The sequence below is a fragment of the Geobacillus sp. 46C-IIa genome, assembly GCF_014679505.1.
Lineage (GTDB): Bacteria > Bacillota > Bacilli > Bacillales > Anoxybacillaceae > Geobacillus.
The window spans coordinates 209,962-224,661 of sequence record NZ_CP061474.1; the positions used below are offsets into that span (position 1 = coordinate 209,962).

The 14,700-nt window shown below is 52.7% G+C and carries 19 protein-coding genes; 17 read left to right on the forward strand and 2 right to left on the reverse strand.

The features are described 5' to 3' along the window. Positions 1 to 2: 2 nt before the first annotated feature. From IC803_RS00955 to IC803_RS01000, 10 genes are all read left to right on the forward strand, one after another. Entirely contained in the window at positions 3 to 413 is a 411-nt protein-coding gene (locus tag IC803_RS00955; protein ID WP_081207269.1) for a TIGR03826 family flagellar region protein, read from the forward strand. Positions 414 to 484: 71 nt separating this feature from the next. Continuing rightward, entirely contained in the window at positions 485 to 751 is a 267-nt protein-coding gene (flgM, locus tag IC803_RS00960) for a flagellar biosynthesis anti-sigma factor FlgM (RefSeq protein WP_081207268.1), read from the forward strand. A gap of 15 nt (positions 752 to 766) precedes the next feature. Further along, positions 767 to 1,234, forward strand: a complete 468-nt coding sequence (locus IC803_RS00965; RefSeq protein ID WP_081207267.1) for a flagellar protein FlgN — start codon at positions 767 to 769, stop codon at positions 1,232 to 1,234. Positions 1,235 to 1,245: 11 nt separating this feature from the next. Next, complete coding sequence (flgK, locus tag IC803_RS00970) at positions 1,246 to 2,841, forward strand: flagellar hook-associated protein FlgK (RefSeq protein WP_081207266.1); 1,596 nt, start codon at positions 1,246 to 1,248, stop codon at positions 2,839 to 2,841. 9 nt (positions 2,842 to 2,850) lie between these two features. Continuing rightward, positions 2,851 to 3,744, forward strand: coding sequence for a flagellar hook-associated protein FlgL (flgL, locus tag IC803_RS00975; RefSeq protein ID WP_081207265.1), 894 nt, complete (start codon positions 2,851 to 2,853; stop codon positions 3,742 to 3,744). Between the two features lie 118 nt (positions 3,745 to 3,862). Beyond that, complete coding sequence (locus tag IC803_RS00980) at positions 3,863 to 4,417, forward strand: DUF6470 family protein (RefSeq protein ID WP_081207264.1); 555 nt, start codon at positions 3,863 to 3,865, stop codon at positions 4,415 to 4,417. 20 nt (positions 4,418 to 4,437) lie between these two features. Next, the gene (gene fliW / locus IC803_RS00985) at positions 4,438 to 4,872 is read left to right on the forward strand and encodes a flagellar assembly protein FliW (protein ID WP_081207263.1); all 435 of its coding nucleotides are present in this window, start codon (positions 4,438 to 4,440) and stop codon (positions 4,870 to 4,872) included. A gap of 13 nt (positions 4,873 to 4,885) precedes the next feature. Further along, positions 4,886 to 5,125, forward strand: a complete 240-nt coding sequence (gene csrA / locus IC803_RS00990; protein ID WP_081207262.1) for a carbon storage regulator CsrA — start codon at positions 4,886 to 4,888, stop codon at positions 5,123 to 5,125. A gap of 189 nt (positions 5,126 to 5,314) precedes the next feature. Beyond that, positions 5,315 to 6,478, forward strand: a complete 1,164-nt coding sequence (locus tag IC803_RS18425; protein WP_081207261.1) for a flagellin N-terminal helical domain-containing protein — start codon at positions 5,315 to 5,317, stop codon at positions 6,476 to 6,478. A 345-nt stretch (positions 6,479 to 6,823) separates the two neighbouring features. Continuing rightward, positions 6,824 to 6,937, forward strand: coding sequence for a flagellin (locus IC803_RS01000; RefSeq protein WP_369802849.1), 114 nt, complete (start codon positions 6,824 to 6,826; stop codon positions 6,935 to 6,937). Positions 6,938 to 7,339: 402 nt separating this feature from the next. On the opposite strand, the gene IC803_RS01005 is transcribed toward IC803_RS01000, so the two are convergent. Beyond that, a complete protein-coding gene (locus IC803_RS01005) occupies positions 7,340 to 8,284 on the reverse strand; it encodes an endonuclease (RefSeq protein WP_081207260.1) in 945 nt (314 codons plus the stop codon). Positions 8,285 to 8,776: 492 nt separating this feature from the next. Here IC803_RS01005 and flaG point away from each other — a divergent pair, with 492 nt between their 5' ends. The 5 genes from flaG to IC803_RS01030 all read left to right on the forward strand — a co-directional run bounded on the left by flaG (position 8,777) and on the right by IC803_RS01030 (position 12,003). Further along, positions 8,777 to 9,139: a flagellar protein FlaG gene (gene flaG / locus IC803_RS01010; protein ID WP_081207258.1), complete on the forward strand. Its 363-nt coding sequence runs from the start codon at positions 8,777 to 8,779 to the stop codon at positions 9,137 to 9,139. A gap of 15 nt (positions 9,140 to 9,154) precedes the next feature. Continuing rightward, the gene (locus tag IC803_RS01015) at positions 9,155 to 10,660 is read left to right on the forward strand and encodes a flagellar hook-associated protein 2 (RefSeq protein WP_081207257.1); all 1,506 of its coding nucleotides are present in this window, start codon (positions 9,155 to 9,157) and stop codon (positions 10,658 to 10,660) included. Between the two features lie 189 nt (positions 10,661 to 10,849). Beyond that, complete coding sequence (gene fliS, locus IC803_RS01020) at positions 10,850 to 11,251, forward strand: flagellar export chaperone FliS (RefSeq protein ID WP_081207256.1); 402 nt, start codon at positions 10,850 to 10,852, stop codon at positions 11,249 to 11,251. Continuing rightward, positions 11,251 to 11,604, forward strand: coding sequence for a flagellar protein FliT (locus IC803_RS01025; protein WP_081207255.1), 354 nt, complete (start codon positions 11,251 to 11,253; stop codon positions 11,602 to 11,604). The genes fliS and IC803_RS01025 overlap by 1 nt, the downstream gene beginning before the upstream one ends. 12 nt (positions 11,605 to 11,616) lie before the next feature. Continuing rightward, the gene (locus tag IC803_RS01030; protein WP_081207254.1) at positions 11,617 to 12,003 is read left to right on the forward strand and encodes a DUF8042 domain-containing protein; all 387 of its coding nucleotides are present in this window, start codon (positions 11,617 to 11,619) and stop codon (positions 12,001 to 12,003) included. 293 nt (positions 12,004 to 12,296) lie between these two features. Here the strand turns inward: IC803_RS01030 and IC803_RS01035 are convergent, their stop codons facing one another. After that, complete coding sequence (locus IC803_RS01035; protein ID WP_081207253.1) at positions 12,297 to 13,376, reverse strand: HD-GYP domain-containing protein; 1,080 nt, start codon at positions 13,374 to 13,376, stop codon at positions 12,297 to 12,299. Positions 13,377 to 13,550: 174 nt separating this feature from the next. Here IC803_RS01035 and hpf point away from each other — a divergent pair, with 174 nt between their 5' ends. Beyond that, positions 13,551 to 14,099 carry a ribosome hibernation-promoting factor, HPF/YfiA family gene (gene hpf, locus IC803_RS01040; protein WP_081207252.1) on the forward strand — a complete coding sequence of 183 codons (549 nt, stop codon included), beginning with the start codon at positions 13,551 to 13,553 and terminating at the stop codon, positions 14,097 to 14,099. An 81-nt stretch (positions 14,100 to 14,180) separates the two neighbouring features. Then, positions 14,181 to 14,633 (forward strand): hypothetical protein, encoded by a 453-nt coding sequence (locus IC803_RS01045; protein WP_081207251.1) that lies wholly within the window; start codon positions 14,181 to 14,183, stop codon positions 14,631 to 14,633. Positions 14,634 to 14,700: the final 67 nt, after the last annotated feature.

Sequence of the window (14,700 nt, forward strand, 5' to 3'; positions counted from 1 at the left end):
CGGTGGCGGAATTATCGAACTGTGCCAAATGCGGGCGGTTGTTTGTCAAACTATCGACGCGTGATGTATGTGAATCGTGTTATCAAGAGGAAGAGCGGCAGTTTGAGCGCGTTTACGCCTTTTTGCGCAGACGGGAAAACCGAACGGCGACGATGCCCCAAGTTGTCGAAGCAACGGGTGTGGAGGAGAAGCTGATCATTAAATGGATTCGTGCGGGGCGCCTGCAGCTCGTTCATTTTCCGAATCTCGGCTATCCGTGCGACTCGTGCGGGGCGATGATCCGCGAGGGGCGGCTGTGCGCTAACTGTTTAGGCAAGCTGAAAGCGGACTTGCGTCAGGCGGAGACGGAAAAGGAACGAAACCTCCGTTCCCGCCACGCCACTTATTACACCCAAGATCATAAGGAGCGCTAAACATTTCCGCCAGTGTTCCGATATAAACAGTAGCACGATGTGAACAGTGTCGGTTAAGCGAGGTGAACGCGATGAAAATCCACCCTATCGGTCCGATGAACGTCAACCCGTATCAACGCCAACTCGCCAAAACCGAGCGGCTAGCGGCGGGGAAGGGGCCTGGCGACCAAGTGGAAATTTCCAAAGAAGCGAAGGAGCTGCAAGAAGCGGCAAGCTGGGAACAGGCGCGGCAGACGAAATTGGATGAGCTGCGCCAACAAATCGAAAACGGTACGTATACGGTCGACCCGAAGGCAGTCGCCAAACGGATGATCGACTATTACCGAAATCACCGATAAAGGAAGCGGTTCGCGATGACATTTGCCGAACTCATTCACCTATTGCGGGCGCATGTCGAGCTGCATGGAAGCTTGTTAGCGCTGGCGCGGCGGAAGACGGAAGCGTTGAAGAAAAACGACATCGGGTCGCTGTCCGCGCTCTTGGCTGATGAACAAAAACACCTTTTCGCCATCCGTCAACTGGAAGAACGGCGGCGGCGCTGGCTGAAGGAAAAGCTTGGCGACGAGACGGCGACGATCGCCGCGTGCCAAGCGATGGCGAAAGGGGAAGAGCGCCAACAGTTGCGTGAGTGTGGAGAGCGGCTGATGGCGGCGGTGAACGCGTTGGCCGAGGCCAATGAGTTAAACCGCCAGCTCATTGAGCAGTCGCTCCAGTTCGTTACGGCCATGATCGAGACGTTCGCCCCAACGCCGTCCACCTACAGCCGCACACAAGAATACGCGCCATCGCCAGACCGCCCGCTGTTTGAATCGAAAGCGTAAGGGGGAGAACGATGCTCTCGACATTCCATGGACTAGAAGCCGCTCGGCGCGCCATGATGGCCCAACAAGCGGCGCTATATACGACCGGACATAACATCGCCAACGCCAATACGGAAGGGTACACACGCCAGCGCGTCCAACTCGAGGCGACGCCCCCGTTCCCGACGCCTGGGCTCAATCGCCCGAACATTCCAGGGCAAATGGGGACAGGAGTGGAAGCGAAATCGGTCGAACGGGTGCGCGAATACTTTTTGGACATCCAATATCGCGGCGAAAACAGCAAGCTCGGCTACTGGGAAGCACGCGCCGACGCGGTGGCGAAAATGGAAGACATTATGAACGAACCGTCCGACAGCGGGCTCGCGAAAACGATGGATCAGTTTTGGCAAGCCCTTCAAGACTTAAGCACCCACCCGGAAAACGAAGGAGCGCGCTCTGTTGTCCGCCAGCGCGGTTTGGCGGTTGCCGAGACGTTTCACTATTTATCAAATTCACTCACCCAAATCCGCACGGACCTTGGCACGCAAATCGGGGTGACGGTGACGGAGGTCAATTCGCTTTTGAAGCAAATCAGCGATATCAACGCCCGAATCGCCGAAATTGAGCCGAACGGTTATTTGCCAAACGACTTATATGACGAGCGCGATCGGTTGGTGGATGAACTCTCGACGTTCATCGACATTCAAGTGGAGAACCGCCCTGTTGGCGGCAACGCCTCGAAAGCGGCAGAAGGCATGTACGATGTATACATCCTCAATGGCAACGAAAAAGTGTATCTCGTCCAAGGGCGAAACGCTTCGTCCCTTTCCTTCCCGGACGGCAGCGACGTGGACGGCGATAACGTAAAGGAAGTGCCGCCTGATACAGGCGTTGGGGCGCTCAACATAGGTGGAACGACCGTTTCGGTTTCCGCCCTTCCGAACGGCAAGCTGCGCGGGCTTGTGGAAGGATACGGCTATAAGAACGGAACCGACGCCGACGGACAGCTGATCGTGACAGGGCTGTATCCCGAGATGCTCGCCAATTTGGACAAGCTCGCTTATACGTTCGGCACGTTGTTTAATACTGTCCACGAACAAGGCTATGGCTTGAATGGAAATACGGGGCTTTCATTTTTTACCGGACTCAATCAAGTGAACGGCGCGGCGAAAACGATCGCTCTTGCTTCCGGTATCGATGATTTGGCCAACATCGCCGCGGCGACGAAAGCAGGACAATCTGGAAACGGCAACAACGCCATCAACCTCGCCAACGTACGGAGCTTGCTTTTATCCAACACGACCGTTTCACTGCAAGATGGGATCGCGGTGAATCTCGCCTCGCTTCGGTTGCCGCTTGCCTCAGGCACGGTCGAAACGAACTATCAAGGCTGGATCGGCCAGCTTGGCGTCGCTGGCGAGCAGGCGAATCGAATGAAAAGCAATAGTGAAACGCTGCGCCAGTCGGTGGAGGAAAAGCGGCAGTCGGTCAGCTCCGTGTCGCTTGACGAAGAGATGATGAACATGATCAAATTCCAGCACGCGTATAACGCCGCGGCAAGGCAGATTACGGTGATTGACGAAATGCTCGATAAAATCATCAACGGCATGGGCGTCGTCGGAAGGTAGGGGACGAGGATGCGCATTACGCAAAGCATGTTGGCGAATAATATGTTGAAACAAATCACTCGAAGCTATGAAAGGTTGGATCAATATCAAACCCAATTGTCGACGGGCAAAAAAATCACCCGCCCGTCGGACGATCCTGTCGTGGCGATGAAAGGAATCGCCTACCGCTCGAATTTGGCCGAAGTCGAGCAGTTTAAACGCAATTTCTCCGAAGCATACAATTGGGTCGAAAACTCGGACTCGGCGCTTGACAAGGCGACGCAGGCGCTGCAGCGCATCCGCGAGCTCGTCGTCCAAGCGAGCAATGATACGTACGAAGAGACGCAGCGCCAGGCGATCGCCAAAGAGGTGCGCCAGCTGACCGAACATTTGGTCACGATCGCCAATACGAAAATCGGCGACAAATACATTTTCAACGGCGCCCAAACGACCGACCCGCCCGTCACGGTGAATGCGGATGGAACGATCACCGTGTCAACGAATGACCAACAGTTGAACATCGAGCTGGCCAAAGGTGTTTACCTCCCTGTCAACATTCCGCCCAGCACGGCGTTTGGGGCGGGCAACGGATTGTTTTCCGACTTGCAGGATCTAGCTGCTTCTTTGGAAAACGCGAGTACGACAGGGGATGAACTAACGGGCTATTTGGACAAGCTGGATGACCATTTGACCCATTTGCTTGGCGTCCGCGCCGAGCTTGGCGCGCGCATGAACCGAATCGAGCTGATGGAAGACCGCATCGACAGCCAACAAGTGATTGCGGAAAAAATGTTGTCGGACAACGAAGACGTTGATCTTGAGAAAGTCATCATTGACTTAAAAACGCAAGAAAGCGTCCACCGTGCGGCGTTGGCGGTCGGCGCGCGCGTCATTCAGCCGACGTTGGTTGACTTTTTGCGCTAAACTAACGGTTCGCTAGCTTTTTTCGCCCGACGGGCTGTCTAGTTCTTCAAGCCGGTCTAACGGCCACCGTTTCTTTTCGCGCGGTGGTGTCTATCCAGCCTTCGAAAGGAGGAAAGACATGCGCGTGCCACAACTGAGGATGGAAGCGACGTACGCGAGGCTAGCGATCTCGACGACACCCGCGCGGCTTGACATCACTCAACCGCCCGCCGAGCTGACGATTGAACAGCCGCCTGCGGAAATGCATATCACTTCCGTTCCTGCACGCTTGACGATCGATCAGACCGAGGCATGGGCGGCGGTGAACAATAAGCATGTATTCGAGCTCATTCGCGATGGCGTTGAAGACGGGCGGCAAGCGGTGCTCAATTTCATCGAGCGTGCCGCCATCCAAGGGGATGAACTGATGCGCATTGAAAACGGCGGCCACCCGCTCGCCGATCAAGCCGCGGCCAACAGCGAAGGCCCGCCGCTTGAGTTCAACATCGCCCTCGTTCCGCCGTCGTTCAGCGTCAAGATTGGCTACGAACCGGGGAGGTTGGCGATCGACTGGATCACGCACGCGCCTCGCATCGATGTGAAACCACATGAGCCGATCATCCGTTACCAACGTGGAGCGGTCCAAATCGATCTTGCCCAACGTCCGTCGCTTCACATTGATGTCGTCATTTGACAAAGCAGGAGGAACGATTCATGAACATCGACACGAAATACCACAGAACCGTGGCGGTGAAGGAAGAAGACATCATCCATTTCCCCCACGGTCTGCCAGGATTTGCGGACGAGAAGCGGTTCGTCCTTCTCCCGCTCGCGGACACGCCGTTTGTCATCTTGCAGTCGGTCGAGACGCCTACGCTCGGGTTTGTGTTGATCGAGCCGTTTTCGTACTTTCCAACATACGAATTTGAGCTCGACGAGACAACTGTCGAACAGCTTGGCATCGAAAGCGAACGTGATGTTGCAGTGTATGTCGTCCTTACTGTCGCTGATCCGTTCGACCATACGACCGCCAACTTGCAGGCGCCTGTAGTCATCCATGTTCACAAACGGCTCGGCAAGCAAGTGATCTTAACGAACACCGCGTACCAAACGAAACATCGCCTCTTCCCAGATAAAGTGGCGACATAAAGGAGGCGGCCCGATGCTTGTCCTGACGCGCAAAATCAACGAAGCGATCCAAATCGGCGATGACATCGAAATCACCGTCCTCGCCATCCAAGGCGATCAAGTAAAGCTTGGCATCAACGCGCCCAAGCACATCGATATCCACCGCAAAGAAGTGTACCTCGCCATCCAAGCGGAAAACAGCGCCGCCTCCGAAGCGCCCGAAGCGTCGCTCGCCGCACTGACCGCCAAGCTGAAGCAGTGGAAACAGCCATAACCCCTAAGCGCCCAAGCGGCGCTTTTTTCGTCCCGATGAAAAAATTTTTTCTCTTTCCCTATTAAACTTCTAAAAAACGCGCCGATATAAACAATGAGCGCGGCATACGGCGAAAGGCGGCCGACTTTCGCCCCATGCCAGCGCGTTCCACAAGGATGTGGAAAAAATTCATTCAAGGAGGAAGAAAGCATGCGAATCAACCACAACATCGCGGCGTTGAATACGTATCGCCAACTGACGATCGGTCAAGGCGCCGCAGCGAAAAACATGGAAAAACTGTCTTCCGGTCTGCGCATCAACCGCGCGGGCGATGATGCGGCGGGTTTGGCGATCTCCGAAAAAATGCGCGGGCAAATTCGGGGGTTGGAGATGTCATCTAAGAATGCCCAAGATGGTATCTCGTTGATTCAAACGGCAGAAGGCGCTTTAAATGAGACCCATTCCATTTTACAACGGATGCGGGAGTTGGCAGTTCAAGCAGCAAGCGATACGAATACGGCGACGGATCGTGCTGAACTTCAAAAAGAAGTGGATCAACTTTCGCAAGAGCTTTCCCGTATTGGAAATACGACGGAATTTAACACTCAAAAACTTCTTAACGGTACATTTTCGGGAACTTTCCATATCGGAGCAAACGAGAATCAAAACCTAGCATTGCAAATTTCTGATATGAGAGGCTTTGCGCTAGGAGTTGCAGACAACGTCACTTATACGGATACGGCTACATTGACTAACACTAATGGCATCCAAGACATTGCAAACGGCACATATACGGTTCGAAAAAATGACAGTACTGGTAACTATGAATTGATCAATAGCGATGGTTTAGCCGTAGCAACGAGCGCCGATGGTAAAACTTACACAGCGGTTACGGGAGATGACCAGTATACATTCAATGATGCCGTCACCAGTGGGACAGTCACTATTGATTATACAAATTCGAAAGCGACAGGGACCGCAGCAGTTACTAATAATGGCCTGGAGGCAGGAAAGTATACGTACAATTCTACAAGCGGTGAGCTGAAGAATGCTAGTGGACAAGTAGTAGCGACATCAAGTGATGACAAGACTTTTAAAGATGCGGCTGGAACTACTTTGTTTACACTGGGGGCAGCTTTGACTAGTGACACAACCTTTGAAGTAAAAGGTATTAACATTTCGACCCAAGAAGCTGCTAATAAGGCGATTACAACCATTAATACTGCCATTGAAAAAGTTTCTGCTGAACGTGCTAAACTTGGCGCTTATCAAAACCGTCTTGAACACACGATCAACAACTTGGGCACGGCAGCTGAAAACTTAACCGCGGCAGAATCCCGCATCCGCGACGTTGATTATGCCTTAGCCGCTTAGCGGCGACAGGCACAGTCGTCCTAGCTGGAAACGGCTGGGATCATGACCGGGTGAATTGCTGGGAAGCCCTGAGAGCCTTTGGCGCCACAACGGAGCTGGAAACGGCAGACGTGACGGCGGAAAAAGCTAAAGGATTGGGCAATCAGCAGCCAAGCTCCTATCCCGAAAGGGTGGAGAAGGTTCAACGACTAGGGCATACCGCCTACGGCTCGTGCTATGGCGATGAAGCCCGTAGGGTGAAGAGGATTTCCATCGTCCTCGCTCATCCGAAGCGCCCGGCCCCTAACAGGTGAAGCTGAGGGTGAAGAGGTAGTCTTGTCCCGCACCGAAAGGGCGGGTGGCACGATGGCCAAAGAAATGATGGAATTCACGAAAAACAACATCTTGACGCAAGCAGCGCAAGCGATGTTGGCTCAATCAAACCAACTGCCGCAAGCGGTGTTGCAGCTGCTTCGGTAGGCTGGTTTGGCGGGCGTCTTAGCTGGAAACGGCTAAGAGGATGACTGGGTGAATTGCTGGGAAGCCCTGAGAGCCTTTGGCGCCACAACGGAGCTGGAAACGGCAGACGTGATGGCGGAAAAAGCTAAAGGATTGGGCAATCAGCAGCCAAGCTCCTGTCCCGAAAGGGTGGAGAAGGTTCAACGACTAGGGCATACCACCTACGGCGAGTGCTATGGTGATGAAGCCCGTAGGGGAGGCCGATGCCGAACCGAAGCGCCCAGCCCCTAACAGGTGAAGCTGAGGGTGAAGAGGTAGTCTACACAACGTTCGAAAGACGTTGAGGCATGGCAAGCCAACCAACAACCGCAAGGGGTATTGCAATTGCTTCGTTAGTCATAAACCAAGAGACCTTAGGGCGGCCTAAGGTCTCTCTTGTTTATTGAGGTGTTCCACAGCGCATAAATACACGACTTCGCTTACTGTTAAACCCGCACTCTGCCTGCAGGCATGGATAGATCGAAGATGTTCCTCAGTCAATGTGATTTGATACGGTTTGGCTATGGCTTTGTTTATTTTCAATGCGGAAATCTTTTCTATAAACCATGTTCTATATACGACCCTGTCTTGCAACTTGTTGTATATGATTGGAAGTTGCTTTAACATGTGATGAATCTCTTGAGTTGGTCGGGAAATGTGGATACTGCTTGGCAAGTAAATCGTTGTTCGTTTCTTCTTCGGGACTTGCTCTGGGAAGGAAGGAATGGTAATTTTCCGGCTCATGCTTTCATGTACGAACGGTTCGATTAAACGGATGAAGTAAACGATTTGCGGCTTGTCGTAAAGGACGAGCCTGTTATGCTTGTCCAATTTGAATGTCAATCCGTATCGTTTTTTGATGAGTTTCATCAATGTCTCGTTCTCGGTTGTTGTAAATCCATCAGTGGATAAAATGATTTTTTTGATCTGGTTGTTTTCGGTTTTCAAGTGGCCATCATCTTGATACCACCACGCGAGACAAAGGGGAGTAAATGACGAAGACAAAAATTCAAAAGGGATCATTTTTCGGTTGTTTGGATACCATAACGTCTTCAGTTGCTGAACGATTTCGCATTTGCGCGACTGGGTGTAATAATTCTCTGTAAATCCGTTTTTTGTGCGAGGGTCTGACACTTTACGGTATTTTGGCTTTGAGAGAGGAAGATAGTTGCTCAGTTGTTTATAGCAATGAAAAAACCAAGCTTGGTCGTGAAGGGAATGAGAAAAGCGAAACCGCGGGCTGCGAGTCTTTTCGATACTAATGTTGCCGTCTCCAAGCAATTTTCCGTTGATCATACTTAATGCTTGTACGGGGAGTTGGCGAAGCATGTTATTTCTCCTTTCCTATAGGAACATTTGTTCTGAATTTTATTATAAATGGGGTTGTTGGTCAAGAGTATCGGTTTATCATCAAAAGATGTACTTGGATTTTAAAGACAGGCATGATCAGGATGTTGCGCAAATTGATTTTGGATACAAAAACATTCATGAGCAAGCCTTGCTCCCCACGCAGGCATGAAAATCAAGGCTCGCCGATGTATGGTTTTCACGGAAACCGACCTTGGTGCGGTCGACGATGCCGTAGGCCGTTGGAACGAGCGGAAAAAGCGATTTATTTCTAAGCGTCACATCGCTAAAGTGTTGGCGTTTTTGTGTCAGGTCAATGTGTTTGGCTAAGCGATTTTAGCTGCTTCGGAGATTATACATCACTCTCTCCAAGCCACCTTTCCCCCAAATGAAATTCCCCTTCCCCCCTTCACACTTCCTGCCTTTCATCCGATATAAACGATAGAAAGCGTCCAAAACAAAGGAGCGGATCGTATGACGATTGAACGTGTGTCTTCTTCGTTTCCTTCTTATGAACCGATGCGAAATGACCAGGCGAAGGCGAACGCTGGGGTGTCGGCGGTGCGGCCGTCAGAAGGGGAGGAGTCTGCTTCTTCTCCTGCGCGGTTGTTTTCGAAAGATGAGTTGGAGAATGTGGTCAATGGGTTGAATGAATTGCTGCAGCCAAGCCATACATCGATCCGGTTTGAGCTGCATAAGGAGCTGAATGAGTATTACGTGCAAGTGGTCGATGAAAAGACGCATGAGGTGATCCGTGAAATTCCGCCGAAGAAGCTGCTGGATACGTATGCGGCGATGATGGAGTTTGTCGGGTTATTGGTGGATCGAAAAATTTAACGGTGGTGAAGAAACGTGGCAGGGAATTTGCGCATTAGCGGTTTGGCGAGCGGAATGGATATTGACCAAATCGTCAAAGATTTGATGAAAGCGGAGCGGATGCCGCTGGATAAGCTGCAGCAAAAAAAGCAGCTGCTTGAGTGGCAGCGCGATGACTACCGGGCGATGAACACGCTGCTGCAAGGGCTGGATGATTACTTGTTTTCCAACATCACCCTCCAAAGCAGCATGCTCAAAAAAACCGTCTCGAGCTCGAATGAAGCGGTCGTGGCGGCGACGGCAGGGTCGAGCGCGGCGAACGTGGCGACGACGATTCAGGTGAGTCAAGTGGCCACATCGGCCGTCTGGCTGTCCGATGCAGGGACGAGGGTGGACAAGGCGAGTTTTTCCGTTGATGCCGATACGACGCTGACGATCAATGTGACGAACGGGGATGGAAGCACGAAGCAGGCGACGATCACCGTGAAACAAGGAACGACGTTAGACGGGTTGATCGCCCAGCTCAACGGCGATGCCAACCTTGGCGTCAGCGCGTTTTACGATGAACAAACCGGGCGGATTTCGATTATGAAGAAAGAGACAGGGGCGCAGGCGAGCTTGGTGCTCGCTGATCAGGCGACGGCTGACTTTTTCGCGCAAAAGCTGGGGTTCACGGGGGCCGCGGCAGGGCAGGATTTGACGGGAAAAACCGCAGGGCAAGATGCACAAGTGACGATTAACGGCTTGACGACGACCCGTTCGTCGAACACGTTTACGATTAATGGCGTGACGTATACCGTGAAGGGAACGGGGACAGCGACGGTGTCGGTTTCGACCGATGTCGACGCGATGGTGAACGCGATAAAAGGGTTTGTCGACAAATACAATGACGTGATCGCCAAAATCAACGCCGAGCTGAAAGAAGAGCGCTACCGCGACTATCCGCCGCTCACGGATGAGCAAAAAGAGGCGATGACGGAAAAACAAGTGGAGCTGTGGGAAGAAAAAGCGCGGAGCGGCATGCTTCGCGGCGATTCGATTTTGTCCAGCGCCTTGAGTCAAATGCGGATGGATTTGTACACGAAAGTGGAAGGGGCGAACATCCCGAGCGGGTTTTCACAGTTGGCGCAGCTCGGCATTACGACGTCGTCGAACTATCTAGACGGCGGAAAGCTGATCATTGACGAGACGAAGCTGCGCGAGAAGATTAAAGAAAACCCCGAGGCCGTGTACCAGCTGTTTAATCAAGACGGCGCGACGGATGCCGAGAAAGGGATCGCCCGCCGCCTGCGCGATACGATTAAAGAAACGATCGGGAAGATTGAGCAGAAGGCGGGGAAGACGATTTGGACGAATCAACAGTTTGCGATCGGGCGCGATCTTATCCAAATTAATGACCAGATTGACCGGTTTGAGGATCGTCTGAAATTGATCGAAGACCGCTACTACCGGCAGTTTACGGCGATGGAAGAGGCGATTCAGCGCGCCAATCAGCAAAGCATGTATTTGATGAACGCCTTTGGCGGAGGCATGCAAGGGTAATGGATCGTCGGGAAGGCTAAGGCCGCCATCGCGGTGATAGTGGGTGAAGCGGCGAACCTGCTCATGATTGGCAACGAATAAAGGACGTTCGGCGCTGTAAGCGGTGAACGGGATCGACGCGGCCCGTTGCGCTGAATGAGTTGCTGGCTTTGCGATGGGGTGAACATCATAGAAGAGGAGTGGATCGGGATGGCAACGAACAACCCGTATCAACAATATCAAACGAACGCCGTGCAGACGGCGTCGCCCGGTGAGCTGACGCTCATGTTGTATAACGGTTGCTTGAAGTTTATCAAGCTCGCGCGCCAGGCGATCGAGACGGGCGATGTGGCGGCGCGCAATGAGAACTTGATTAAAGCGCAAAACATCATTTTGGAACTGATGAAGACATTGAAGATGGAGTATGACGTCGCGAAATCGATGATGACGATGTATGACTACATCTACCGCCGTTTGGTTGAGGCGAATGTAAAACAAGATGCGGCGATTTTGGATGAGGTGGAAGGGTATGTCGCGGAGTTTCGCGATACGTGGAAGCAAGTGATTCAGCTCCATCGGCAGCGGCAATACGCGGAAGGCGGACAGGTGTAATGGGCGTGGTGCATGACGTTTGGCTTGTCACGAGGGAGCTGCTTGAAGCGACGGCGCTGCCGTGGCCAGCCGAGGAGCGCGAGGCGCGGCTTATGCAAGTCGATGAGCTGCTTCGGCGGCGCGAGGCGCGGCTTCGGGAGTTGCGGCCGCCATACAGCGAGGAAGAGGAGCGGCTTGGCCGCGAGATCGTCGCTTGGAATCAGGAGATTGAGGCGCGGCTTCGTCAGGTGCGCGATGAGATTCGCGGCGACTTGCGGATGGCAGGGGCGAAGCGGCAGGCGAATGCTCGTTATGTTCACCCGTACGAGCAGCCGCTTTCGTTCGATGGGATGTTTTACGATAAACGGCGATAGGTGGGATGCGGGATGACGGAATTGACGAGCACGGCGTTGGACATCATCCGCCAATACGCGGCGCTGCTTGAGACGGTTGGAGAAGGGCTCGACTATGTGGAGGCGAGTTTTTCCGACCCGCGGCGGATGCATGCGGATGTGTTGCTGGCGGATATTTTGTTGGCGCTTGGGAAAATCGGCGAGACGAACGTGTATTTATGCCAGCTGTTCGCTGGCGAGAGCGATTTGGTCGGTCATATCGAACGGTTTGCGAATGTGTTGGAAGCGGCAGCGGCGCTTGATGGACAGCTTTCCGATGCGGCGGCGAAGGAGCGCATTGTCTGCGAGCGGTTGTCGCCTGCGTTTCAGGCGTGGAAACTTGCGGTCGAGGGCGGCTTGCGGCGGTATGTTGTCCAATGAGGGTGGATCCATTGGTGAAGGGGAGGCCGTCGGTTAGGGGGAAGAGGCAGCCCGTCGGCAGCCCCTTCAAACGCAGGGCGGGGACGATCATGCGCCAACTTCGTTTGTTGTAGGGAGGCATGGCATCCACTCGGCGCCACGCGATCGGGAATGAATGATCAACGGATGACTGGCGCGGGATGCTTGGGAACGGTAGGTCATTTACGGTGGCTGTTTCTTTTGGTGTGCGGGCGGCTGCGGATCGTTGAGAGAGACGGGAAAAGGCAAGGACAGCGCAGGCTGTTCTTGCCTTTTTAAATGGCTTTGACGATCGTGATGTTCATTTCCTTGCGCAGGTCGATCTCATACGGGCTTTTCAGCTCTTCGCCCGCACGGTTTTTGAGGACGCGGACGACAGGGCGGAGCGGGAAGCCCGGAAATACTTGCGAGACGACGCCGACTTCTCCAGTGTTGAGCTTGACGGTTGTGGCGACCGGGTAGATGGCGATGTGAGAGAGGAACAGCTTGATCAGGTCATAGTCTAAAATACCGCCGGCGGCGGATAAGTATTCGGCCGCCTCGTGTGGCGAATATTGCTTCCGGTGGTAGCGCGCCGATGTCAAGGCGTCAAAGACGTCGGCGATGGCGACGATGCGGGCGTATTCGTGAATTTCATTGCCCGATAAGGAGCGCGGGCAGCCGCTTCTGTCGCACCGCTCATGGTGCTGCAGGGCGCAGTGGGCGGAAAAGAGCGAAATGCTGCGTTGACGCCGCAGCAGCTCGAAGCCGAGATACGTATGGCGGCGAACAATTTCCTTTTCCTCTTCTGTCAAGACCCCTTTTTTTCGCCAGAGCCCGTCAGGAAGCTGGGTCATGCCGATGTCAAACAACAGCGCGCCGATGCCAAGGTCAAGCAGCTGCTGGGGGCTGTAGCCTTTGGCGATGCCGATGACACCTGCAATGGTGGCGACGTTGACTGAGTGATGGAAAAAATATCCGTTTGAAATGACCAAATCCGATAAGTTGATGAGCAAATCTTCTTGTTTGAGCAGATAATCCAAAATATCTTTGAACACTTTTTCGTACTCTTTTCCTAAATCGAGGGAAGACACACGGCCGAGCAGCTTTTTTTGCTCGATCAAAGCCGTCATCGTCTCGTACACTTTTTTCACCGCCTGTTGGCGCACGGTCGCGCTGATCAATGGCAGTGGGCGGATGTCATATGTTTGTTTGTCGTCAATATAAATGTATTGAACCCCTTTTTGCGCCAAAGAGCGGATGTAGCTGCTTGTCAGCCGCACGCCGCGCGACAAAAGGACGCTGCCGTTGGCGGCGAACAAGTCGACAGCGAGCACATCACCGCTTTTGGCATGGGAAATATGGACTTTCCACATTCGTTCACACACTCCGTACTTTTCACAGCATAAGAATAAACACCTATGTCTATCTTACCATATTTCTTGTGCTTTTCACAAAATCTTCAAAAATATTTTTGGTTGAAACATGGATTGGATGGGTAATAAAAAAGTGTAGGGATTTATAGTTTTAAAGATAAGGAGTGGTCAGCGATGATGTATAACGTTCGCGGAGAAAACATCGAAGTAACGCCAGCGTTGCGCGAGTACGTGGAGAAAAAAATCGGGAAACTGGAACGCTACTTTGATGGCACCGATGACGTGCATGTGCACGTCAATTTAAAAGTATACAACGATGGACAAGGGAAAATCGAGGTGACCATTCCGATTCCTCATCTATTGTTGCGTGCTGAGGAGCGCCACAATGATATGTATGCGGCCATCGATTTAGTAACCGATAAACTGGAGCGGCAAATCCGCAAACATAAAACAAAAGTTAATCGAAAACTGCGCGATCGTGAGAAAGAAGCGAAGCTGGCTGCCCCTGTCTCGATCGGTGCTGCCGCGGCGGAGAGCGAAGATGAATTTGAAATCGTCCGCACGAAACATTTCAGCTTAAAGCCGATGGACAGTGAAGAGGCGATTTTGCAGATGAATTTGTTGGGGCACAACTTCTTCATTTTCACCAATGCGGAAACGAACCGGACGAACATCGTCTACCGCCGCAAAGACGGAAGATACGGGTTGATCGAGGCGAATTGAACAGCCTTCTATGCGCATCCCCTGCTTTTTTGAGCAGGGGATGTTATAATGGTATGGGAAAAATCAAAATGGGGGAGGGCCATGGAGGAACTGCTGCGTCAAATCTTGTCCAAGTTGGACAACATGGAGAAAGGATTTTTGGCTTTTCAAGACGAAACTCGCCAACGCTTTGAGAAGATGGGAGACCGTTTGACGGAGATGAGCGGACGCCTCGTCGGCCTTGAACAAGAAATGAGTGCGGTGAAAGAGCGATTAGACCGTGTAGAAACGCGGCTGAACGGCGTGGAGGCTCGGCTGGATGGTGTGGAAACGCGGCTGAACGGCGTGGAGACCCGGTTGGATGGTGTGGAAGCCGAATTGGCGGAAGTGAAAGAAACGCTTCATCGCGTCGAAGCGCAACTGGTGGATGATGTGCAAATATTGCTTCGCAAAATTCATGAAAAAGTGGAGGAGAAACGTTTTGAAATTTATGCGCTGAATCGGTGCCTTCACCATGCGGAAGCGGCGATTGAGCAGCTTCAGTCCAAGGCGTGATCCCCTCTCTTGGACATGCCCCTCTCTAAGCCTGTACAACAGTTGTCACTGATCCCTGTAAATGATA

Coding starts and splice junctions, on each gene's coding strand:
- flgM (WP_081207268.1), top strand. CDS start 485: ATGAAAATCCACCCTATCGGTCCGATGAACGTCAACCCGTATCAACGC.
- IC803_RS00965 (WP_081207267.1), top strand. CDS start 767: ATGACATTTGCCGAACTCATTCACCTATTGCGGGCGCATGTCGAGCTG.
- flgK (WP_081207266.1), top strand. CDS start 1,246: ATGCTCTCGACATTCCATGGACTAGAAGCCGCTCGGCGCGCCATGATG.
- flgL (WP_081207265.1), top strand. CDS start 2,851: ATGCGCATTACGCAAAGCATGTTGGCGAATAATATGTTGAAACAAATC.
- IC803_RS00980 (WP_081207264.1), top strand. CDS start 3,863: ATGCGCGTGCCACAACTGAGGATGGAAGCGACGTACGCGAGGCTAGCG.
- fliW (WP_081207263.1), top strand. CDS start 4,438: ATGAACATCGACACGAAATACCACAGAACCGTGGCGGTGAAGGAAGAA.
- csrA (WP_081207262.1), top strand. CDS start 4,886: ATGCTTGTCCTGACGCGCAAAATCAACGAAGCGATCCAAATCGGCGAT.
- IC803_RS18425 (WP_081207261.1), top strand. CDS start 5,315: ATGCGAATCAACCACAACATCGCGGCGTTGAATACGTATCGCCAACTG.
- IC803_RS01000 (WP_369802849.1), top strand. CDS start 6,824: ATGGCCAAAGAAATGATGGAATTCACGAAAAACAACATCTTGACGCAA.
- IC803_RS01005 (WP_081207260.1), bottom strand. CDS start 8,284: ATGCTTCGCCAACTCCCCGTACAAGCATTAAGTATGATCAACGGAAAA.
- flaG (WP_081207258.1), top strand. CDS start 8,777: ATGACGATTGAACGTGTGTCTTCTTCGTTTCCTTCTTATGAACCGATG.
- fliS (WP_081207256.1), top strand. CDS start 10,850: ATGGCAACGAACAACCCGTATCAACAATATCAAACGAACGCCGTGCAG.
- IC803_RS01025 (WP_081207255.1), top strand. CDS start 11,251: ATGGGCGTGGTGCATGACGTTTGGCTTGTCACGAGGGAGCTGCTTGAA.
- IC803_RS01030 (WP_081207254.1), top strand. CDS start 11,617: ATGACGGAATTGACGAGCACGGCGTTGGACATCATCCGCCAATACGCG.
- IC803_RS01035 (WP_081207253.1), bottom strand. CDS start 13,376: ATGTGGAAAGTCCATATTTCCCATGCCAAAAGCGGTGATGTGCTCGCT.
- hpf (WP_081207252.1), top strand. CDS start 13,551: ATGATGTATAACGTTCGCGGAGAAAACATCGAAGTAACGCCAGCGTTG.
- IC803_RS01045 (WP_081207251.1), top strand. CDS start 14,181: ATGGAGGAACTGCTGCGTCAAATCTTGTCCAAGTTGGACAACATGGAG.